The sequence below is a fragment of the Microbispora sp. CA-135349 genome (assembly GCF_050947365.1).
Lineage (GTDB): Bacteria > Actinomycetota > Actinomycetes > Streptosporangiales > Streptosporangiaceae > Microbispora.
Genome location: NZ_CP192001.1, coordinates 1,188,889 through 1,210,621 on the forward strand (window position 1 = coordinate 1,188,889; position 21,733 = coordinate 1,210,621).

The following is a 21,733-nucleotide window of genomic DNA, read 5'->3' on the forward strand; positions in this document are numbered from 1 at the left end:
TGCCCTCGGCGCGCTTGGGGCGTTAGGCGCATAGGGTCAAGGGCAGGTAAAGGGGGAAACGAAGGGATGGAAACAATGCGACGACTACTGGTGGCTGCCGGAGCGGTGGCCGCGATCACGGTCGCGGGATGCGGGACGACCGCGACTCCGTCTCTCCAGAACGTGCAGCTTTCGGCGGCCGAGGCCATTCAGCAGACCGCGAAGAAGGTCGACGACGTCAACACCTATGCCGCGGACCTCGTGGTCAACGTGACCGACGCCAAGGGCGGTCAGGGCGGGGTCGTCCAGGGCACGATGCTCTACCAGAAGACCCCGCAGCTCGCCACCGACATCAACCTCAGCCAGGTGGCGTTCAACGGGCAGAACGTGCCCGGCGGCGTGCGGCTGATCCTGCAGGGCGACGTGGCGTACGTGAAGGTCGACATGCTCAAGACCCTGGTGGGCGCCACCAAGCCGTGGATCAGGCTCGACCTGAAGCAGCTCGGCTCGCAGTCGGGTGTGAACGTCGACCAGTTCCTCGGCCAGGCCCAGCAGTTCGACCTGAAGACGAGCGCCGCCATGCTGACGGCGTCGAAGGACGTGAAGTCCGTCGGCAGCGAGCAGGTCGGCGGGGTGGACACCACCCACTACTCGGGCACGTTCCCGGTGGACGAGGCGGTCAAGCAGCTTCCCGAGGAGCGGCGCGCGCGCCTGCAGGGCGAGCTCGCGAACGCCAAGGACGTCAAGTTCGACGCCTGGATCGACGCCCAGGGCCTGCCGCGCAAGGTCGAGCTGAACGGCGGCGAGCCCAACGCCGGCACGCTCAAGGCCACGGCGATGTTCAAGGCGTTCAACGAGCCGGTCTCGATCGAGGCGCCGGCCGCCGACCAGGTGGGCGAACTGCCGCAGAACCTGCCGCAGCCGTCCGGTCTCGGCGGCTGATTTGGCGTCCAGCCGGTTGACAACGTAGTCTGTCTCCTGCCGAAGACCGCCGGTCGTCGCCGGGCGTGAAGCCTGGTGACCGAAGGATCCACGTGAGTGGACGGCCCGCGTAGGTGTGGAGATGCTTGAGGACGTTCGACGTCCGTCCAAGCCCCGTGCGCCTGCGCCGGGGCTTGTCTGTTTTCCGAGGGCCTTCGCCGGCGGCACACCTGGAAGGAGGCCCATGGCGAAGGCGGAGAAGAGCGTCGCGATCGCCGAGCTCAAGAGTGAGTTCGAGGGATCCAGCGCCGCCGTTCTGACCGAATACCGCGGTCTCACCGTCGCTCAGCTCAAGCAGCTGCGCGTTTCTCTCGGTGGGAATGCGAAGTTCGCCGTGGCGAAGAACACGCTTACCAAGATCGCGGCGAACGACGCCGGGATCACCTCCCTGGACGACCTGTTCCAGGGCCCCACCGCCATCGCGTTCGTCAAGGGCGACGTCGTGGAGGCGGCCAAGGGTCTGCGTGACTTCGCCAAGGCCAACCCCCTCCTGGTGATCAAGGGCGGCGTCGTCGACGGCAAGTCGATGACCCCCGACGAGATCACCAAGCTTGCCGACCTTGAGTCCCGTGAGGTGCTCCTCGCGAAGCTGGCCGGTGCGCTGAAGGCCAAGCAGTCCCAGGCTGCCGCCACCTTCGCCGCGCTGCCCACCACCATGGCTCGACTGGCCGAGGCTCTGCGCGCCAAGCGCGAAGAGGCCGGCGAGTAGGTCCGCGCAGCGGACGGGGGAAGCGCGCACCGCGGTCCCTTACACGTTTTCGAGTTAGATCCACTGGAGGAACACATCATGGCGAAGCTCAGCACCGACGAGCTGCTCGAGACCTTCAAGGAGATGACCCTCCTTGAGCTGTCCGAGTTCGTGAAGGTCTTCGAGGAGACCTTCGACGTCAAGGCCGCCGCTCCGGTCGCCGTCGCCGCCGTCGGCGCCCCCGGCGCTCCGGCCGCCGCCGAAGAGGCCGAGGAGCAGGACGAGTTCGACGTCATCCTCGAGGCCGCCGGCGACAAGAAGATCCAGGTCATCAAGGAGATCCGCGCCCTGACGAGCCTGGGCCTCAAGGAGGCCAAGGACCTCGTGGACGGCGCTCCGAAGCCGGTCTTCGACGGCAAGGTCAACAAGGAGCAGGCCGAGAAGGCGAAGGCCGCCCTCGAGGGCGCCGGCGCCACCGTCACCGTCAAGTAAGACGGTCTCGCAACACGCTTCACCGAAGGGGCGGGTCCATCCAGGTGCCGGATGGGACCGCCCCTTTCGCATGTCCGGAAGTCGTACGGGATCCAGACCCTATGGGCATGGTGGCCCCGTTGATCTATCGTGCGGCATAGGGAGTGTCTGACGCGGGACATGGTGTCTCGGACACGACCGTGGACCGCGCGACGTGAACGGACCGAGACGACCGGGTGCTCAGGAGGTGCGGGGATGCGGCGCGCGCTGACCGCCGGGCTCGTCCTCCTCGTGGCCGCGCCGGCCCTGGCGGTCCAGTATTTCGCCCGGGCCCGTACGGAGGCCCTGACGGCTGTACAGGACCGTGAGATGGCCGTACAGGCCGCGGCGGCGCACGCCGTGAGCCTCATGTCGATCGACCACCGCCGCATCGACGACGACATCAAACGCGCGCTGGCGACCTCCACGGGCCAGGAGCGGGCACAGTACGCCGCCGGACAGGCGGCGCTGAGAGCCGCCACGCTGAAGAACAAGGCCGTCCAGACGGGCGTTCTGCGGGCGTCCGCGCTCGCCTCCCTCGCCGGCGACCGGCGTTCGGCGCAGGTGCTGATCGTCGGGGACGCGGTGATCCACTGGGAGGACGGCAGGAAGGCCCCTCCCGAAGAACGCTTCTTCCGGTGGCGCATGGACGTCACGAAGGCCTCGGGCCTGTGGCTGGTCTCCCGGGCGGAGCTGGTGCGGTGAGTCGCCTGGTGCGGTCGCTGGCGGTCCTCCTGGCGGCGGGGCTGACCGTCGCCGCGGTGTGGCTGCTGCTCGACCTGCGCCGCCTTCAGGCCGCCGAGACGGCCTCCAGGGAGGCCCTCGCGGCCGCCCGTTCCTACGCGCCGGACATGCTGTCGTACGACTACCGTACGATCGAGCGGGACATGCTGAGGGCGGGCGCGCACGCGACCGGTCAGCTGGCGGAGCACTATCGGACGCTCGCGGCGACGCTCGGCCCGGGGGCGCGTGAACGGCGGACGGTCCAGCACGCGGTCGTGGCCGCCGCCGGCGTGGAGTCGGCGACGCCGGAAGAGGTCCGGGTGCTGCTGTTCGTGAACCTGGTCACGACACGCTCGGGGCCGGGGCAGGAGGAGCCCAAACAGCAGGTCAGCCAGGGGAGAGCACGCCTGGTCATGGTGACGCAGGGCGACGGCTGGCGGGCCTCCCGGCTGTCCACGCTCCTGGGTGACACGCCCGTTCCCTGAGCACGTAGCTAAATTGTTAGCAAAGAAGGCGTTTAGGCCAGGGCTGTAGATGGGTATTCAGGGCACGGCGGCGTCGACCGACGGTCAGCGTTGGGCCGCTCGCGTGACTGAGCGTTACCCGTCTCCGGTCCCGGGTAGGGACTGGATCCCCGGCGCTCGCTCGGTCCCGAGGGCGGAAAAACCCAGCGTGACGCCCGTCGGTTAGGCGAAATGTCGGCTCTCGGGCTTGACGTTTCGGCGCTGACGGGTGATGCTGCCACCAACGTGGAGCGCAGAGCGATAGCGGAGTGGACAGGTGTATGCCGATCGGCTACACTGCCCCTTTGCGCTGCCCTTTGACGACCGTCTCTCTGAGTAACTCTTAGTCCTGGTCGTCTGGCGTGCGTGTAGTCAGTCCGCGAGCCCTCGGAAGGACATCTGTTGGCAGCCTCGCGCAACGCCTCCGCCGTACCCGCCGGTCCCCGTACCGTGTCGTTCGCACGTATCGAGGAGCCGCTCGAAGTACCCGACCTTCTCGCCCTGCAGACCGAGTCCTTTGACTGGTTGCTCGGGAACGAGAGATGGAAGGGACGGGTTGAGGCGGCTCGCCAGGCCGGGCGCAAGGACGTCCCGGCCCAGTCGGGTCTCGAAGAGATCTTCGAGGAGATCAGTCCGATTGAGGACTTCTCCGGAACCATGTCCCTGTCGTTCCGGGACCACAGGTTCGAGCCGCCCAAGTACTCAGTCGATGAGTGCAAAGACAAGGACATGACCTACTCCGCCCCGATGTTCGTCACGGCGGAGTTCATCAATAACACCACAGGTGAGATCAAGAGCCAGACGGTGTTCATGGGCGACTTCCCGCTCATGACGTCGAAGGGCACGTTCATCATCAACGGCACCGAGCGTGTCGTGGTCTCCCAGCTCGTGCGGTCGCCGGGCGTCTACTTCGACCGGTCGGTCGACAAGACCTCCGACAAGGACCTGTTCGGCTGCCGGGTGATCCCCTCGCGTGGCGCGTGGCTCGAGTTCGAGATCGACAAGCGCGACAGCGTCGGCGTGCGGATCGACCGCAAGCGCAAGCAGCCGGTCACGGTGCTGCTGAAGGCGCTGGGCTGGACCAGCGACCAGATTCTGGAGCGGTTCGGCCAGTACGAGTCGATGCGGGCGACGCTGGAGAAGGACCACACCTCCGGCCAGGACGACGCGTTGCTGGACATCTACCGCAAGCTGCGTCCGGGTGAGCCGCCGACCAAGGAGTCGGCGCAGGCGCTGCTGGAGAACCTGTACTTCAATCCGAAGCGTTACGACCTGGCGAAGGTCGGCCGCTACAAGATCAACAAGAAGCTGGGCGTCCAGGCCGACATCACCCAGGGCACGCTGACCGACGAGGACATCGTGTCCACCATCGAGTACATCGTCCGGCTGCACGCCGGCGAGGAGACGATGGGCCCGGAGGGCTCGGTGGTCGTCGAGACCGACGACATCGACCACTTCGGCAACCGCCGTCTGCGCAGCGTCGGCGAGCTGATCCAGAACCAGGTCCGCCTGGGCCTGGCCCGCATGGAGCGCGTCGTCCGCGAGCGCATGACCACGCAGGACGTCGAGGCGATCACGCCGCAGACCCTGATCAACATCCGCCCGGTCGTGGCGTCGATCAAGGAGTTCTTCGGCACCTCGCAGCTGTCGCAGTTCATGGACCAGACGAACCCGCTGGCCGGCCTGACGCACAAGCGGCGTCTGTCCGCCCTCGGCCCCGGTGGTCTGTCGCGTGAGCGTGCGGGCTTCGAGGTCCGCGACGTGCACCCCTCGCACTACGGCCGGATGTGCCCGATCGAGACGCCGGAAGGCCCGAACATCGGCCTGATCGGCTCGCTGTCCTCCTACGGGCGGGTCAACTCGTTCGGCTTCGTCGAGACGCCGTACCGCCGCGTCGTCGACGGCAAGGTGAGCGACCAGATCGACTACCTGACCGCGGACGAGGAGGACCGGCACGTCGTGGCGCAGGCCAACACGGCCCTGAACGCCGACGGCTCGTTCGCTGAGACCCGCGTGCTCGCCCGCCGTAAGGGTGGCGAGTTCGAGGCCGTCCACCCGTCCGAGGTCGACTACATGGACGTCTCGCCGCGCCAGATGGTGTCGGTCGCGACCGCCATGATTCCGTTCCTCGAGCACGACGACGCCAACCGCGCGCTCATGGGCTCGAACATGCAGCGGCAGTCGGTGCCCCTGCTCAAGAGCGAGGCCCCGCTGGTCGGCACCGGCATGGAATACCGCGCCGCGACCGATGCCGGCGACGTCATCACGGCCGAGAAGGCCGGTGTGGTGGAGGAGGTCTCGGCCGACTACGTCACCGTGATGAACGACGACGGCACCCGGACGACCTACCGGGTCGCCAAGTTCAAGCGGTCGAACCAGGGCACCTGCTTCAACCAGAAGCCGATCGTGGCCGAGGGCGACCGGGTCGAGCAGGGCCAGGTCGTCGCCGACGGGCCGTGCACCGACAACGGTGAGATGGCGCTCGGCAAGAACCTGCTCGTGGCGTTCATGCCGTGGGAGGGCCACAACTACGAGGACGCGATCATCCTGTCCCAGCGCCTGGTGCAGGACGACGTGCTGTCGTCGATCCACATCGAGGAGCACGAGGTCGACGCCCGCGACACCAAGCTGGGCCCCGAGGAGATCACCCGCGACATCCCGAACGCCTCCGAGGACGCGCTGGCCGACCTCGACGAGCGCGGCATCATCCGCATCGGCGCCGAGGTCGTGACCGGTGACATCCTGGTCGGCAAGGTCACGCCCAAGGGTGAGACGGAGCTGACCCCCGAGGAGCGGCTGCTGCGGGCGATCTTCGGGGAGAAGGCGCGCGAGGTCCGCGACACCTCGCTGAAGGTGCCGCACGGTGAGTCCGGCAAGGTCATCGGCGTGCGCGTGTTCAGCCGCGAGGAGGGCGACGAGCTTCCTCCGGGCGTGAACGAGCTGGTCCGCGTCTACGTGGCGCAGAAGCGCAAGATCACCGATGGTGACAAGCTGGCCGGCCGCCACGGCAACAAGGGCGTCATCTCCAAGATCCTGCCCGTGGAGGACATGCCGTTCCTGGAGGACGGCACCCCGGTCGACATCGTCCTCAACCCGCTGGGTGTGCCCGGCCGGATGAACGTCGGCCAGGTGCTGGAAACACATCTCGGGTGGATCGCCGCCCGCGGGTGGGACGTCAGCGGCATCGAGGAGGCCTGGGCCGAGCGCCTGCGCGACAAGGGCCTGGACAGGGTCGAGCCCTGGACCAAGGTCGCCACGCCGGTGTTCGACGGCGCCCACGAGGAGGAGATCGTCGGCCTGCTCGACAGCACCCTGCTCAACCGGGACGGCTCCCGGATGGTGGGGGAGAACGGCAAGGCGCGGTTGTTCGACGGCCGCTCCGGTGAACCGTTCCCGCACCCGATCTCGGTCGGCTACATCTACATCCTGAAGCTGCTGCACCTGGTCGACGACAAGATCCACGCTCGCTCGACCGGTCCGTACTCGATGATCACCCAGCAGCCGCTGGGCGGTAAGGCGCAGTTCGGCGGCCAGCGCTTCGGCGAGATGGAGGTGTGGGCCCTGGAGGCCTACGGCGCGGCCTACGCGCTGCAGGAGCTGCTGACGATCAAGTCCGACGACGTCCTGGGCCGCGTGAAGGTCTACGAGGCCATCGTCAAGGGCGAGAACATCCCCGAGGCGGGCATTCCCGAGTCCTTCAAGGTCCTCATCAAGGAGATGCAGTCGCTCTGTCTGAACGTCGAGGTTCTCTCCAGCGACGGCATGTCGATCGAGATGAGGGACACCGACGAGGACGTCTTCCGCGCGGCGGAGGAGCTCGGCATCGACCTGTCCCGGCGTCCCCACGAGGGCGCGATGACCGTCGACGAGGTCTGATTCAAAAGGGGATTATCTAGTGCTCGACGTCAACTTCTTCGACGAGCTGCGCATCGGCCTCGCGACCGCCGACGACATCAGGCAGTGGTCGCACGGCGAGGTGAAGAAGCCGGAGACCATCAACTACCGGACCCTCAAGCCGGAAAAGGACGGGCTCTTCTGCGAGAAGATCTTCGGTCCGACCCGGGACTGGGAGTGCTACTGCGGTAAGTACAAGCGCGTCCGCTTCAAGGGCATCATCTGTGAGCGCTGTGGCGTCGAGGTCACGCGCGCGAAGGTGCGCCGCGAGCGGATGGGCCACATCGAGCTCGCCGCTCCGGTCACCCACATCTGGTACTTCAAGGGCGTTCCTTCGCGCCTCGGTTACCTGCTCGACCTGGCCCCGAAGGACCTGGAGAAGGTCATCTACTTCGCGGCGTACATGATCACGCATGTCGACATCGAGATGCGTGACCGTGACCTGCCCTCGCTGGAGGCGAAGATCTCCGTCGAGCGGCAGCACATCGAGCAGCGCCGTGACGCCGACATCGAGGCACGGCAGAAGAAGCTCGAGGCCGACCTGGCCGAGCTGGAGGCCGCCGGCGCCAAGGGCGACGCCCGCCGCAAGGTGCGTGAGGGCGCCGACCGCGAGATGCGTCAGCTCCGCGACCGGGCCCAGCGCGAGCTGGACCGGCTCGAGGAGGTCTGGAGCCGCTTCAAGAACCTCAAGGTCCAGGACCTGGAGGGCGACGAGCTGCTCTACCGCGAGATGCGCGACCGGTTCGGCCGCTACTTCCGCGGCGGCATGGGCGCCCAGGCCATCCAGGAGCGGCTGGCCAGCTTCGACCTGGAGGCCGAGGCGGAGAACCTGCGGGAGACCATCCGCAGCGGCAAGGGCCAGAAGAAGGCCCGCGCGCTCAAGCGGCTCAAGGTCGTCGCGGCGTTCCTCAACACCCGCAACTCGCCGAGCGGCATGGTCCTCGACTGCATCCCGGTGATCCCGCCGGACCTGCGGCCGATGGTCCAGCTCGACGGTGGCCGCTTCGCGACCTCGGACCTGAACGACCTGTACCGCCGGGTCATCAACCGGAACAACCGGCTCAAGCGTCTGCTCGACCTCGGCGCGCCCGAGATCATCGTGAACAACGAGAAGCGGATGCTGCAGGAGGCGGTCGACGCCCTGTTCGACAACGGCCGCCGCGGCCGCCCGGTCACGGGCCCCGGCAACCGTCCGCTGAAGTCCCTCAGCGACATGCTGAAGGGTAAGCAGGGTCGTTTCCGGCAGAACCTGCTCGGCAAGCGCGTCGACTACTCCGGCCGTTCGGTCATCGTCGTCGGCCCGCAGCTCAAGCTCCACCAGTGCGGCCTGCCCAAGCAGATGGCGCTGGAGCTGTTCAAGCCGTTCGTGATGAAGCGCCTGGTCGACCTCAACCACGCGCAGAACATCAAGTCCGCCAAGCGGATGGTCGAGCGGTCCAAGCCGGTCGTGTGGGACGTGCTGGAAGAGGTCATCACCGAGCACCCGGTGCTGCTCAACCGTGCGCCCACCCTGCACCGCCTGGGCATCCAGGCCTTCGAGCCGCAGCTGGTCGAGGGCAAGGCCATCCAGATCCACCCGCTCGTCTGCACCGCGTTCAACGCGGACTTCGACGGCGACCAGATGGCGGTGCACCTGCCGCTGTCGGCCGAGGCCCAGGCCGAGGCGCGGATCCTGATGCTGTCCACCAACAACATCCTCAAGCCGGCCGACGGCAAGCCGGTGACGATGCCCACCCAGGACATGGTCATCGGTCTGTACTGGCTGACCACCCAGAAGGATGGCGGCAAGGGCGAGGGCCGGGTGTTCGGCAACGTGTCGGAGGCCCTCATGGCCTTCGACCGCCACGAGCTGGACATCCAGGCCAAGGTCCAGGTGCGGCTCAAGGACGTCCCGCCGCCGCGCGGCTGGGAGGCCCCCGAGGGCTGGGAGACCGGCGACCCGATCCGGCTGGAGACCACGCTGGGCCGGTGCCTGTTCAACCAGACGCTGCCCGCCAACTACCCCTTCGTGAACTACCAGGTCGGCAAGAAGCAGCTCTCGGCGATCGTCAACGAGCTGGCCGAGCGGTACCCGAAGGTGGAGGTGGCCAACGCGCTCGACTCGCTGAAGGACGCCGGCTTCTACTGGGCGACCCGCGCCGGTGTCACGATCTCCATCGAGGACGTCGTGGCCCCGCCGAACAAGGCCGCCATCATGGAGTCGTACGAGAAGCGGGCCGACAAGGTCCAGCGGGAGTACGACCGCGGTCTGATCACCGACGAGGAGCGCCGTCAGGAGCTCATCGAGATCTGGACCCACGCGACGGCGGACGTCGAGACCGACATGGTCAACGCGTTCCCGGCGACCAACCCGGTCTGGATGATGGTCAACTCCGGCGCTCGTGGTAACCGCATGCAGGTCCGGCAGATCGCCGGCATCCGCGGCCTGGTGTCCAACACCAAGGGTGAGACGATCCCGCGGCCGATCAAGTCCTCCTTCCGCGAGGGCCTGTCGGTGCTGGAGTACTTCATCTCGACCCACGGCCAGCGGAAGGGTCTGGCGGACACCGCCCTGCGGACCGCCGACTCCGGTTACCTGACCCGTCGTCTGGTCGACGTCGCGCAGGACGTCATCGTGCGCGAGATCGACTGCGGCACCGACCGGGCCGTCCCGCTGCACGTGGGCGAGCGCGACCCCCAGGGCAACCTGGTCAAGGCCGAGAACGCCGAGAGCAACGTGCACGGCCGCATCCTGGCCGAGGACGTCGAGGTGGACGGCAAGCTCGTCGCGTCGGCGGGCGTCGACATCAACGACGACGTGGTGACGGCGCTGGTGAACGCCGGCATCGAGACCGTCAGGACGCGCAGCACGCTCGTCTGCGAGGCCAAGATCGGTGTCTGCGCGACCTGCTACGGCCGTTCGCTGGCCACCGGCAAGCTCGTGGACGTCGGCGAGGCCGTCGGCATCATCGCGGCCCAGTCGATCGGTGAGCCCGGCACGCAGCTGACCATGCGTACCTTCCACACCGGTGGTGTGGCGGGCGCCGACATCACCCACGGTCTGCCGCGTGTCCAGGAGCTGTTCGAGGCGCGCATCCCCAAGGGTGTCGCCCCGATCAGCGAGGTCGCCGGCCGCGTCCGGATCGACGAGACCGACAAGACCCGCAAGATCGTCATCACTCCGGACGACGGCTCCGACGAGGTCGCCTACCCGGTGTCGATGCGGTCGCGGCTGCTGGTCTCGGAGGGGCAGCGCGTTGACGTCGGCCAGCTCCTGGTCGCCGGTGCGCGCAACCCGAACGAGGTCCTGCGCATCCTCGGCCCGCGCGCGGTCCAGCTCCACCTCGTGGACGAGGTGCAGCAGGTCTACCGCTCGCAGGGTGTGTCGATCCACGACAAGCACATCGAGGTCATCGTCCGGCAGATGCTCAAGCGCGTGAACGTGCTGGAGTCCGGCGACACCGAGCTGCTGCCCGGCGAGCTGGTCGAGCGGCCGCGCTTCGAGGCGATCAACCGTCAGACCGTGGCGGAGGGCGGCCAGCCGGCTGCCGGCCGTCCGGTGCTGATGGGCATCACGAAGGCCTCGCTGGCCACCGAGTCGTGGCTGTCGGCGGCGTCCTTCCAGGAGACGACGCGAGTCCTCACCGACGCGGCGATCCACGCCAAGTCGGACTCGCTGCTCGGCCTGAAGGAGAACGTCATCATCGGTAAGCTCATCCCGGCCGGTACGGGCATGCCCCAGTACCGCAACATCCGGGTGGAGCCGACCGAGGAGGCCAAGGCCGCGATGTACACGGTCGGCGGCTACGACGGCTCGGCGGCGGACTACACCTTCGGCTCCGGCAGCGGCGAGGCCGTTCCGCTGGAGGAGTACGACTTCGGCCAGTACGGCCGTTGACAGGTCGCCGCGGTGAGCGATCGCCGCGGCGGGGAACGTACGGAAGCGGCCCGGGGCATCTGGTCCCGGGCCGCTTTCCGTTGTCCACGCTTCGCATGCTCTCCCGGCCCTGAGCGCGGCCGGAGCCGGCCGGGCGCGGGCAGGCGCGGGCCAGCATGTGACACGGGCGCCGCGCGGGTGCGGGCGACTCCCGGCGGAGACGGCGCGGAAACCGTGAGAAGCGGCTCGTGAGGGCGGTATTATGGGGGGCCGAGTCTCTCGGCGGCTCGGCTCGGGCCGCCGGCGTAGCGGCACGTCGAGACAGCGGGGCACGTCCCTCCGGGGCGTCCTCCTCTGTTTTGACGTGTTGTACAGGGGCGGGTAGGCTTTACCTTCGTGCCCGTCTGTGGGCTCGCATGCGTGCGCTCAAATGCCGCTTCCCGACAAGGGGGGTGCGCGGGGGGCGTCGCGTGACTCCTCCAGATCGACCGGGTCCGCCCGGGTGTGATGCGACCAGAGCGCGACACGCCCGAGCGCGGGGGTCGAAGGGGATGGAAAACCAGCAGGTCATGACACCGGCAGTACCTGCAAGCCTGTGAGAGGCGGCATCGCCACCTCGATCGGGTCCTACGTATCACCGGCTAGGCACGAAACGGAGACGCGGTGCCCACCATTCAGCAGTTGGTCCGTAAGGGCCGGCAGGACAAGGTCAGCAAGACCAAGACTCCTGCCCTCAAGGGGAGCCCGCAGCGGCGCGGCGTTTGCACCCGCGTTTACACGACGACCCCCAAGAAGCCCAACTCGGCGCTGCGCAAGGTGGCCCGTGTTCGGCTCACCAACGGCATCGAGGTCACGGCTTACATCCCCGGGGTGGGCCACAACCTCCAGGAGCACTCGATGGTGCTCGTGCGTGGTGGTCGTGTGAAGGACCTGCCGGGTGTTCGCTACAAGATCATCCGTGGTTCGCTGGACACTCAGGCCGTCCGCAACCGCAAGCAGGCCCGCAGCCGCTACGGCGCGAAGAAGGAGAAGAGCTGACATGCCGCGCAAGGGTTCCCCTGGCCGCCGCCAGCTGGTCGCTGACCCGGTGCACAACTCGCCGCTGGTCACCGCGCTTATCAACAAGGTTCTCCTGGACGGCAAGCGCTCCCTCGCGCAGTCGATCGTCTACGGCGCCCTCGAGGGCTGCAAGGACAAGACCGGCAACGACCCGGTCGTCACCCTCAAGCGCGCTCTCGACAACGTCCGCCCGACGCTCGAGGTGAAGAGCCGCCGCGTCGGTGGCGCCACCTACCAGGTGCCCGTCGAGGTCAAGGCCTCGCGCAGCACTACGCTGGCGCTGCGGTGGATCGTCCAGTACTCCCGGGCGCGCCGCGAGAAGACCATGACCGAGCGGCTCATGAACGAGCTGCTCGACGCGAGCAACGGCCTCGGCGCCAGCGTCAAGCGGCGCGAGGACACGCACAAGATGGCCGAGTCCAACAAGGCCTTCGCGCACTACCGCTGGTAGTGAGCACCGACGACGAGTTAAGGACGCGAAGAAGTGGCCACCACGACCGCTCTTGACCTGGCCAGGGTCCGCAACATCGGGATCATGGCCCACATCGACGCGGGCAAGACCACGACGACTGAGCGCATCCTGTTCTACACCGGCATCAACTACAAGATCGGTGAAGTCCATGAGGGCGCTGCCACCATGGACTGGATGGAGCAGGAGCAGGAGCGCGGCATCACCATCACCTCCGCCGCGACCACCTGCAGCTGGCTTGATCACACGATCAACATCATCGACACGCCCGGACACGTGGACTTCACCATCGAGGTCGAGCGGTCGCTGCGTGTTCTCGACGGCGCGGTCGCGGTGTTCGATGGCGTCGCCGGCGTGGAGCCGCAGTCGGAGACGGTCTGGCGCCAGGCCGACCGGTACGGCGTGCCCCGCATCTGCTTCGTGAACAAGATGGACCGGGTCGGCGCGGAGTTCCACCGCTGTGTCGACATGATGATCAGCCGGCTGGGTTCCACGCCTGCGGTCATCCAGCTTCCCTGGGGCGTCGAGGCCGACTTCAAGGGCGTCATCGACCTGGTGAAGATGAAGGGCCTGCTCTGGAGCGCCGAGGCGGCCAAGGGCGAGATGTACGACACCGTCGACATCCCGGCCGACCACGCCGACGCCGCCCGTGAGTGGCGCGACAAGCTCGTCGAGACCGTGGCGGAGAACGACGACGAGCTCATGGAGCTCTTCCTGGAGGGCGTCGAGCCCACCGAGGAGCAGCTCGTCGCGGCCATCCGCCGTGCGACGGTCGCCGGCTCGATCAACCCGGTCCTGTGCGGCACCGCGTTCAAGAACAAGGGCGTGCAGCCCCTGCTCGACGCGATCGTCGCCTACCTCCCCGCCCCCACCGACATCCCGGCCTTCAAGGGCCACGCGGTGGGCAACGAGGAGGAGATCGTCGAGCGCCACGCGGACCCGAACGAGCCCTTCGCGGCGCTGGCGTTCAAGATCATGAGCGACCCGCACCTGGGCAAGCTGACCTACATCCGCATCTACTCCGGCACGCTCGAGACCGGCACCACCGTGGTGAACTCGGTCAAGGGCAAGAAGGAGCGGATCGGCAAGATCTACCAGATGCACGCGAACAAGCGCGAGGAGCGCCCGTCCGCGACCGCTGGTCAGATCGTGGCCGTCATGGGCCTGAAGGACACCACCACCGGTGACACCCTCTCGGACCCGGTCAAGCAGGTCGTCCTCGAGTCGATGACCTTCCCGGCGCCGGTCATCAACGTCGCCATCGAGCCCAAGACCAAGGGCGACCAGGAGAAGCTGGGCACCGCGATCCAGCGGCTGGCCGAGGAGGACCCGTCCTTCCAGGTCCGCCGTGACGAGGAGACCGGCCAGACGGTCATCTGGGGCATGGGCGAGCTCCACCTGGAGATCCTCGTCGACCGGATGCGCCGCGAGTTCAAGGTCGAGGCGAACGTCGGCCGCCCGCAGGTCGCCTACCGCGAGACCATCCGCCGCAAGGTGGAGAAGGTCGAGTACACGCACAAGAAGCAGACCGGTGGTTCCGGCCAGTTCGCTCGCGTGATCATCAGCCTGGAGCCGCTGGGCGAGGGCAACGACGGTTACGAGTTCGAGAACAAGGTCACCGGTGGCCGCATCCCGCGGGAGTACATCCCGTCGGTGGACGCGGGCGCGCAGGAGGCGGCCGAGTTCGGCGTGCTCGCCGGCTACCCGATGGTCGGCGTCAAGGTCACGCTGCAGGACGGTGCCTTCCACGAGGTCGACTCGTCGGAAATGGCCTTCAAGATTGCCGGCTCGATGGCCTTCAAGGAGGCCGCGCGCAAGGCGGATGCCGTACTCCTCGAGCCGATGATGGCCGTTGAGGTCACCACGCCCGAGGACTACATGGGAGACGTCATCGGCGACCTGAACGGTCGTCGCGGACAGATCCAGGCGATGGACGAACGGTCCGGAGCCCGTGTCATCAGGGCGCTCGTTCCGCTCTCGGAGATGTTCGGCTACGTGGGCGACCTGCGCAGCCGCACTCAGGGACGGGCGAGCTACAGCATGCAGTTCGACTCCTACGCGGAGGTGCCCCCGGGCATCGCCAAGGAGATCGTCGCGAAGGCTCGGGGCGAATAGTTCCGCTCGCTGTATGGTGGGGCGCTCTCGGCGCCCCGCCGTACAGAGCCTGAGGTAGAAGACGAAAGTCAAGTCAGAATCTCTAAGGAGACAGACCAGTGGCCAAGGCCAAGTTCGAGCGGAACAAGCCGCACGTGAACATCGGCACCATTGGGCACATCGACCACGGCAAGACCACTCTGACCGCGGCGATCACCAAGGTGCTTCACGACCGTTTCCCGCAGCTCAACGAGGCGACCCCGTTCGACAAGATCGACAAGGCGCCCGAGGAGAAGGCTCGCGGAATCACCATCTCCATCGCGCACGTCGAGTACCAGACCGAGAAGCGCCACTACGCCCACGTGGACTGCCCCGGTCACGCCGACTACGTGAAGAACATGATCACCGGTGCCGCCCAGATGGACGGCGCGATCCTGGTGGTCGCGGCGACCGACGGCCCGATGCCGCAGACGAAGGAGCACGTCCTCCTGGCCCGCCAGGTCGGCGTCCCCTACATCGTCGTGGCCCTCAACAAGGCCGACATGGTCGACGACGAGGAGATCCTGGAGCTCGTCGAGCTCGAGGTCCGCGAGCTGCTGTCCGCCCAGGAGTTCCCGGGCGACGACCTGCCGGTCGTGCGCGTATCGGCGCTTAAGGCGCTCGAGGGCGACGAGAAGTGGGGCGACTCCATCATCGAGCTCATGAACGCCGTGGACGAGAACGTCCCCGAGCCCGTTCGTGACACCGACAAGCCGTTCCTCATGCCGATCGAGGACGTGTTCTCGATCACCGGTCGCGGCACCGTCGTCACCGGCCGTATCGAGCGCGGCATCGTCAAGGTCAACGAGACCGTCGACATCATCGGCATCAAGGAGAAGAGCACCACGACGACCGTCACCGGCGTCGAGATGTTCCGCAAGCTCCTCGACGAGGGCCAGGCCGGTGACAACGTCGGTCTGCTCCTGCGCGGCATCAAGCGTGAGGAGGTCGAGCGCGGTCAGTGTGTCATCAAGCCGGGCACGACCACCCCGCACACCGAGTTCGAGGCGCAGGTCTACATCCTGTCCAAGGACGAGGGCGGCCGCCACACGCCGTTCTTCAACAACTACCGTCCGCAGTTCTACTTCCGTACGACTGACGTGACGGGCGTGGTGAACCTGCCGGAGGGCACCGAGATGGTCATGCCCGGTGACAACACCGAGATGACCGTCCAGCTCATCCAGCCGGTCGCCATGGAAGAGGGTCTGAAGTTCGCGATCCGTGAGGGTGGCCGCACCGTCGGCGCCGGTCGCGTTACGAAGGTCATCAAGTAGTAGCACCGCTGGGCGGCGGTCGGGTCCGCAAGGGCCTGACCGCCGCACCACGCAGGGGCCGGAGACGACCCCTCCACGGACGACGAGACCGTGATCTCGCAGTGCTTTCGGCCGCACTTCGACCGAAGCCACTGCCAGATCACGGAACACCGGACGGAATCCGGGCGTCGGTCTTGTGGAAACAGACCTGCGGCAACAGGCCGCGCGAAGCTTTATAGGACGACAGCGAAGGACACCGAGGCCATTATGGCGGGACAGAAGATCCGCATCCGGCTTAAGGCGTATGACCACGAGGTCATCGACAGCTCGGCCAAGAAGATCGTCGAGACGGTGACGCGGACCGGTGCCAAGGTCGCTGGCCCGGTGCCGCTGCCGACCGAGAAGAACGTGTACTGCGTCATCCGGTCGCCGCACAAGTACAAGGACAGCCGCGAGCACTTTGAGATGCGTACGCACAAGCGGCTGATTGACATCATCGACCCGACGCCGAAGACGGTCGACTCGCTCATGCGTCTCGACCTTCCCGCCGGCGTGGACATCTCGATCAAGCTCTAAGGAACGCACTGACATGGCTAAGCAGATCAAGGGCGTCCTGGGCAAGAAGCTCGGCATGACCCAGGTCTTCGATGAGGCGAACCGGGTGATCCCGGTCACCGTGGTCGAGGCCGGTCCGTGCGTGGTGACCCGGGTCCGCACTCCGGAGAAGGACGGCTACTCCGCCGTCCAGCTCGGCTACGGGCAGATCGACCCGCGCAAGGTGAACAAGCCCCTGGGCGACTACCTGCGCAAGCACGACATCACCCCGCGCCGCTACTTCACCGAGGTACGCACCGACGACGCCTCCGAGTACACGATCGGCCAGGAGATCCTCGCCGACACCTTCGAGGCCGGCCAGTACGTCGACGTCACTGGCAAGAGCAAGGGCAAGGGCTACGCCGGTGTCATGAAGCGCCACAACTTCCGTGGTCTGAGCGCTTCGCACGGTACCCAGCGCAAGCACCGCTCCCCGGGTTCCATCGGTGGCTGCGCCACCCCGGGCCGCGTCTTCAAGGGCGTGCGCATGGCCGGCCGGATGGGCAACGTCCGCACGACGGTCCAGAGCCTCAAGGTGCACGCCGTGGACGCCGAGAAGGGCCTCATCCTGATCAAGGGTGCGATCCCCGGCGCCAACGGCAGCCTGGTCCTCCTCCGCACCGCTGCCAAGAAGGGGGTTGCTGCGAAGTGACCACGACCATTGACGTCCTCGACGCCAGCGGCGCCAAGACGGGGACCGTCGACCTCCCCGAGGAGGTCTTCGGGGCCAAGGTCAACGTCCCGCTGATCCACCAGGTGGTCGTCGCCCAGCTCGCCGCGCGCCGGCAGGGCACCCACGCCACCAAGACCCGCGGCGACGTGTCCGGCGGCGGCAAGAAGCCGTACCGGCAGAAGGGCACCGGCCGCGCCCGCCAGGGCTCGACCCGTGCTCCGCAGTTCGCCGGCGGTGGCGTCGTCCACGGCCCGCAGCCGCGCTCGTACGAGCAGCGGACGCCCAAGAAGATGAAGGCGGCCGCCCTGAAGGGCGCGCTGTCCGACCGCGCCGGCGGCGGCCGCGTCCACGTGGTGGACAGCCTGGTCACGGGTGACACGCCCAAGACCAGAGCCACCCTGGAGGCGCTGCGCAAGATCACGCAGGCCCGCAGCGTGCTCGTCGTGGTCGACGAGAACGACGAGCTCACCTGGCTCAGCCTGCGCAACGCGCCCGAGGTCCACCTGCTGGACGCGGGACAGCTGAACACCTACGACGTGCTGTGCCACGACGACGTGGTCTTCACCCGTGAGGCCTACGACCAGGTCGTGGCCCGGCTGGCGAAGAGCGGGAAGGAAGAGGCCTGATGCAGAAGATCGCCGACCCGCGTGACATCATCCTCAAGCCGATCGTCTCCGAGAAGAGCTACGGCCTGATCGATGAGCACAACAAGTACACGTTCCTGGTGCGCAAGGGTGCCAACAAGACGCAGGTGAAGATCGCCGTCGAGCAGATCTTCGGCGTCAAGGTGACCGGCGTGAACACGATCAACCGCCAGGGCAAGCGCAAGCGGACCCGGCACGGCTACGGCCAGCGCCCCGACACCAAGCGCGCGATCGTGAGCCTGGCCGAGGGCGAGCGGATCGACATCTTCGGTCAGATCGGCTAGCACCTGCCGCAGCGGGGAGAGGGGCCCCTCGCCACCGAGCGAGGGACCGCCCCATTGAGTAAGCACCGGGGGGACCGCCGAGAGGCGGACCCCGACCGGTACGAACCGACGAAGGATGAACGAAAGAGATGGGCATCCGTAAATACAAGCCGACGACTCCGGGTCGTCGCGGCGCGAGCGTCTCGGACTTCGCCGAGATCACGCGCAGCACTCCGGAGAAGTCGCTGCTTGCACCCCTGCACAGCAAGGGCGGCCGTAACGTCCACGGCCGGGTGACCGCCCGGCACCAGGGAGGCGGGCACAAGCGCGCCTACCGGATCATCGACTTCCGCCGCCACGACAAGGACGGGATCCCGGCCAAGGTCGCGCACATCGAGTACGACCCCAACCGGACCTCCCGCATCGCGCTGCTCCACTACGCCGACGGCGAGAAGCGCTACATCCTCGCTCCGGCCGGCCTCAAGCAGGGGGACCGGATCGAGAACGGCCCCACGGCCGACATCAAGCCGGGCAACTGCCTGCCGCTGCGCAACATCCCGACCGGTACCTTCATCCACGCGGTGGAGCTCCGCCCGGGTGGCGGCGCCAAGCTCGGCCGCAGCGCCGGCGCGCAGATCCAGCTGCTCGCCAAGGAGGGCATGTACGCCACGCTGCGTATGCCGTCCGGAGAAATGCGCCAGGTCGACGTGCGCTGCCGGGCCTCTGTGGGCCAGGTGGGCAACGCCGAGCAGGGCAACATCAGCATCGGCAAGGCCGGCCGCAACCGCTGGAAGGGCAAGCGCCCCACGGTCCGCGGTGTCGCCATGAACCCGGTCGACCACCCGCACGGTGGTGGTGAGGGCAAGACCTCCGGTGGTCGTCACCCGGTGAACCCGAAGGGTAAGCCCGAGGGCCGCACCCGGCAGCCGAACAAGCCGAGCGACCGGCTGATCATCCGTCGTCGGAGCAAGAGGAAGAAGCGGTAGGAGCAGCCGAAATGCCACGTAGTCTTAAGAAGGGTCCCTTCGTGGACGATCACCTTCAGAAGAAGGTGGACGCCCAGAACGAGAAGGGCACCAAGAACGTCATCAAGACGTGGTCGCGGCGCTCCATGATCGTGCCCGACATGATCGGCCACACGATCGCCGTGCACGACGGCCGCAAGCACGTCCCGGTGTTCGTCACCGAGTCGATGATCGGTCACAAGCTCGGTGAGTTCGCCCCCACGCGGACGTTCCGCAGCCACGTCAAGGAAGACCGCCGCAGCCGGCGGTAAGCGCCTTCAAGCCAGCAGTTAGAGGAGAAAGCGATGGAAGCCAGGGCACAGGCGCGGTATGCGCGCCACACGCCCCGGAAGGCCCGCCGTGTGGTGGACCTCATTCGCGGGCTGCCCGCTTCGGAGGCGCAGGCCGTGCTGCAGTTCGCTCCCCAGGCGGCGAGCGAGACCGTTTACAAGGTGCTCTCGAGCGCGATCGCGAACGCTGAGCACAACTTCAAGCTCGACCGGGACACGCTCTTCGTGAGCCGGGCGTGGGTCGACGAGGGCCCGACGCTCAAGCGCTTCCGCCCGCGTGCCCAGGGTCGTGCCTATCGGATCAACAAGCGGACCAGTCACATCACTGTGATCGTGGAGTCCCGCGAGCCGAAGGGAAGGACCCGCTAGTGGGCCAGAAGGTTAACCCGCACGGGTTCCGCCTCGGCATCACGACCGAGCACAAGAGCCGGTGGTACGCCGACAAGCTGTACAAGTCGTACGTCGCCGAGGACGTGGCGATCCGTCGCATGCTGCAGAAGGGCATGGAGCGGGCCGGCATCTCCAAGGTCGAGATCGAGCGCACGACCGACCGCGTCCAGGTCGACATCCACACCGCCCGGCCGGGCATCGTCATCGGCCGCCGCGGCGCCGAGGCCGACCGCATCCGCGGCGACCTGGAGAAGCTGACCAAGAAGCAGGTCCAGCTGAACATCCTCGAGGTGAAGAACCCCGAGACCGACGCGCAGCTCGTCGCGCAGGGCGTGGCCGAGCAGCTGTCCAGCCGCGTCTCGTTCCGCCGGGCCATGCGCAAGGCCATGCAGTCCGCCATGAAGAGCGGGGCCAAGGGCATCCGTGTCCAGTGCTCCGGCCGTCTCGGCGGCGCCGAGATGTCGCGCTCGGAGTTCTACCGCGAGGGCCGCGTGCCCCTGCACACGCTCCGCGCGGACGTCGACTTCGGCTTCTACGAGGCCCGCACCACCTTCGGCCGCATCGGCGTGAAGGTGTGGATCTACAAGGGCGAGGCCCCGACCAGCCGCGCCGAGCGGGATGCGGCAGCGGCCGCGGCCCGTGCGGGGCAGCGTCGCGACGACCGTCGCGGTGGCGCGGGCGAGCGTCCGCGTCGTGGCGGCGGCGACCGTCCCCGTCGTGGCGGTGCGGGTCGTTCCGACCGCGCACCCAGGACTGAGGCGGCCGCGCAGGCCGCCCCCGAGACCGGCCCGGCGGAGCAGCCGGGTGCTGAAGGGAGCTGACCATGCTGATCCCGCGCAGGGTCAAGCACCGCAAGCAGCACCGGCCCGACCGCAGCGGCGCCGCCAAGGGCGGCACCCGGGTCGTCTTCGGCGAGTTCGGCATCCAGGCGCTTGAGCACTCCTACGTGACCAACCGCCAGATCGAGGCCGCGCGTATCGCCATGACCCGGCACATCCGCCGTGGCGGCAAGGTGTGGATCAACATCTTCCCGGACCGCCCCCTGACGAAGAAGCCGGCCGAGACCCGCATGGGTTCCGGTAAGGGCTCTCCGGAGTGGTGGATCGCCAATGTCAAGCCCGGCCGTGTCATGTTCGAGCTGTCCGGTGTCGCCGAGCCCGTGGCCCGCGAGGCCATGCGGCGTGCGATGCACAAGCTCCCCATGAAGTGCCGTTTCGTCAAGCGTGAAGTGGGTGAGGCGTGATGGCTAAGGGTCTGACCGCCGCGGAGCTGCGTGTCGAGGACCAGGAGGTCCTGGTCCAGAAGCTGAAGGAAGCCAAGGAGGAGCTGTTCAACCTCCGCTTCCAGTCGGCGACGGGTCAGCTGGAGAGCCACGGGCGGCTGCGTGCCGTCCGCCGCGAGATCGCCCGCATCTACACCGTGATGCGCGAGCGCGAGCTCGGGATCGTCACGGTCGAGAAGGAGCCGAGCGATGTCTGAAGCAACCGAGACCCCGACCACTGAGACGCAGCGGAACTACCGCAAGACCCGCGAGGGCCTGGTCGTCAGCGACAAGATGGACAAGACCGTCGTCGTCGCCGTCGAGGACCGCGTCAAGCACCCGCTGTACGGCAAGGTCATCCGCCGTACGACCAAGTACAAGGCCCACGACGAGCAGAACTCCTGCGGCGTCGGCGACCGCGTCCTCCTGATGGAGACCCGGCCGCTGTCGGCCACCAAGCGGTGGCGGGTCGTCGAGATCCTCGAGAAGGCCAAGTAACCTCACAAAGACGCGCCTCGTGGGGGGTGGGAAACCACCCCCCATGACGGTGTCCAAGGGGCGGGGCC

The 21,733-nt window shown here is 67.5% G+C and carries 22 protein-coding genes; all 22 read left to right on the plus strand.

The features are described from left to right. Positions 1 to 75: 75 nt before the first annotated feature. The 22 genes from ACQPZZ_RS05975 to rpsQ all read left to right on the plus strand — a co-directional run bounded on the left by ACQPZZ_RS05975 (position 76) and on the right by rpsQ (position 21,665). Positions 76 to 921 (plus strand): LppX_LprAFG lipoprotein, encoded by an 846-nt coding sequence (locus ACQPZZ_RS05975; RefSeq protein WP_432929697.1) that lies wholly within the window; start codon positions 76 to 78, stop codon positions 919 to 921. A 223-nt stretch (positions 922 to 1,144) separates the two neighbouring features. Further along, complete coding sequence (rplJ, locus tag ACQPZZ_RS05980; protein WP_363641459.1) at positions 1,145 to 1,669, plus strand: 50S ribosomal protein L10; 525 nt, start codon at positions 1,145 to 1,147, stop codon at positions 1,667 to 1,669. A 78-nt stretch (positions 1,670 to 1,747) separates the two neighbouring features. Next, entirely contained in the window at positions 1,748 to 2,140 is a 393-nt protein-coding gene (gene rplL / locus ACQPZZ_RS05985; RefSeq protein WP_169953189.1) for a 50S ribosomal protein L7/L12, read from the plus strand. Positions 2,141 to 2,374: 234 nt separating this feature from the next. After that, positions 2,375 to 2,863, plus strand: coding sequence for a hypothetical protein (locus ACQPZZ_RS05990; RefSeq protein WP_432929700.1), 489 nt, complete (start codon positions 2,375 to 2,377; stop codon positions 2,861 to 2,863). After that, positions 2,860 to 3,366, plus strand: coding sequence for a hypothetical protein (locus tag ACQPZZ_RS05995; RefSeq protein ID WP_432929702.1), 507 nt, complete (start codon positions 2,860 to 2,862; stop codon positions 3,364 to 3,366). The genes ACQPZZ_RS05990 and ACQPZZ_RS05995 overlap by 4 nt, the downstream gene beginning before the upstream one ends. Positions 3,367 to 3,786: 420 nt before the next feature. After that, the gene (gene rpoB, locus ACQPZZ_RS06000) at positions 3,787 to 7,260 is read left to right on the plus strand and encodes a DNA-directed RNA polymerase subunit beta (RefSeq protein ID WP_432929704.1); all 3,474 of its coding nucleotides are present in this window, start codon (positions 3,787 to 3,789) and stop codon (positions 7,258 to 7,260) included. 19 nt (positions 7,261 to 7,279) lie between these two features. Next, entirely contained in the window at positions 7,280 to 11,155 is a 3,876-nt protein-coding gene (locus ACQPZZ_RS06005) for a DNA-directed RNA polymerase subunit beta' (protein ID WP_363639179.1), read from the plus strand. A gap of 642 nt (positions 11,156 to 11,797) precedes the next feature. Then, entirely contained in the window at positions 11,798 to 12,172 is a 375-nt protein-coding gene (gene rpsL, locus ACQPZZ_RS06010; RefSeq protein ID WP_030508316.1) for a 30S ribosomal protein S12, read from the plus strand. Position 12,173: 1 nt separating this feature from the next. Further along, positions 12,174 to 12,644 (plus strand): 30S ribosomal protein S7, encoded by a 471-nt coding sequence (rpsG, locus tag ACQPZZ_RS06015; protein ID WP_079319871.1) that lies wholly within the window; start codon positions 12,174 to 12,176, stop codon positions 12,642 to 12,644. Positions 12,645 to 12,728: 84 nt separating this feature from the next. After that, on the plus strand, positions 12,729 to 14,777 hold the full coding sequence (gene fusA, locus ACQPZZ_RS06020) for an elongation factor G (protein ID WP_432934288.1): 2,049 nt from the start codon (positions 12,729 to 12,731) through the stop codon (positions 14,775 to 14,777). A gap of 98 nt (positions 14,778 to 14,875) precedes the next feature. Further along, positions 14,876 to 16,069, plus strand: a complete 1,194-nt coding sequence (tuf, locus tag ACQPZZ_RS06025) for an elongation factor Tu (protein WP_346225640.1) — start codon at positions 14,876 to 14,878, stop codon at positions 16,067 to 16,069. 246 nt (positions 16,070 to 16,315) lie between these two features. Further along, a complete protein-coding gene (gene rpsJ, locus ACQPZZ_RS06030) occupies positions 16,316 to 16,624 on the plus strand; it encodes a 30S ribosomal protein S10 (RefSeq protein ID WP_012887830.1) in 309 nt (102 codons plus the stop codon). Positions 16,625 to 16,637: 13 nt separating this feature from the next. Beyond that, the gene (rplC, locus tag ACQPZZ_RS06035) at positions 16,638 to 17,294 is read left to right on the plus strand and encodes a 50S ribosomal protein L3 (protein WP_363639187.1); all 657 of its coding nucleotides are present in this window, start codon (positions 16,638 to 16,640) and stop codon (positions 17,292 to 17,294) included. After that, positions 17,291 to 17,941: a 50S ribosomal protein L4 gene (gene rplD, locus ACQPZZ_RS06040; RefSeq protein WP_432929708.1), complete on the plus strand. Its 651-nt coding sequence runs from the start codon at positions 17,291 to 17,293 to the stop codon at positions 17,939 to 17,941. The genes rplC and rplD overlap by 4 nt, the downstream gene beginning before the upstream one ends. Then, complete coding sequence (gene rplW / locus ACQPZZ_RS06045) at positions 17,941 to 18,243, plus strand: 50S ribosomal protein L23 (RefSeq protein WP_076432505.1); 303 nt, start codon at positions 17,941 to 17,943, stop codon at positions 18,241 to 18,243. The genes rplD and rplW overlap by 1 nt, the downstream gene beginning before the upstream one ends. Before the next feature lie 128 nt (positions 18,244 to 18,371). After that, a complete protein-coding gene (gene rplB, locus ACQPZZ_RS06050; protein WP_363639191.1) occupies positions 18,372 to 19,208 on the plus strand; it encodes a 50S ribosomal protein L2 in 837 nt (278 codons plus the stop codon). Positions 19,209 to 19,219: 11 nt separating this feature from the next. After that, entirely contained in the window at positions 19,220 to 19,498 is a 279-nt protein-coding gene (rpsS, locus tag ACQPZZ_RS06055; protein ID WP_030508324.1) for a 30S ribosomal protein S19, read from the plus strand. 33 nt (positions 19,499 to 19,531) lie between these two features. Then, on the plus strand, positions 19,532 to 19,885 hold the full coding sequence (gene rplV, locus ACQPZZ_RS06060; RefSeq protein WP_079319864.1) for a 50S ribosomal protein L22: 354 nt from the start codon (positions 19,532 to 19,534) through the stop codon (positions 19,883 to 19,885). Further along, positions 19,885 to 20,727: a 30S ribosomal protein S3 gene (gene rpsC / locus ACQPZZ_RS06065; protein WP_363639194.1), complete on the plus strand. Its 843-nt coding sequence runs from the start codon at positions 19,885 to 19,887 to the stop codon at positions 20,725 to 20,727. Before rplV ends, rpsC begins: the two co-directional genes overlap by 1 nt. A 2-nt stretch (positions 20,728 to 20,729) precedes the next feature. Beyond that, positions 20,730 to 21,149, plus strand: a complete 420-nt coding sequence (rplP, locus tag ACQPZZ_RS06070; RefSeq protein WP_030508327.1) for a 50S ribosomal protein L16 — start codon at positions 20,730 to 20,732, stop codon at positions 21,147 to 21,149. After that, on the plus strand, positions 21,149 to 21,385 hold the full coding sequence (gene rpmC / locus ACQPZZ_RS06075) for a 50S ribosomal protein L29 (protein WP_030508328.1): 237 nt from the start codon (positions 21,149 to 21,151) through the stop codon (positions 21,383 to 21,385). Before rplP ends, rpmC begins: the two co-directional genes overlap by 1 nt. Continuing rightward, entirely contained in the window at positions 21,378 to 21,665 is a 288-nt protein-coding gene (gene rpsQ / locus ACQPZZ_RS06080) for a 30S ribosomal protein S17 (RefSeq protein ID WP_346225635.1), read from the plus strand. The genes rpmC and rpsQ overlap by 8 nt, the downstream gene beginning before the upstream one ends. Positions 21,666 to 21,733 lie beyond the last annotated feature (68 nt).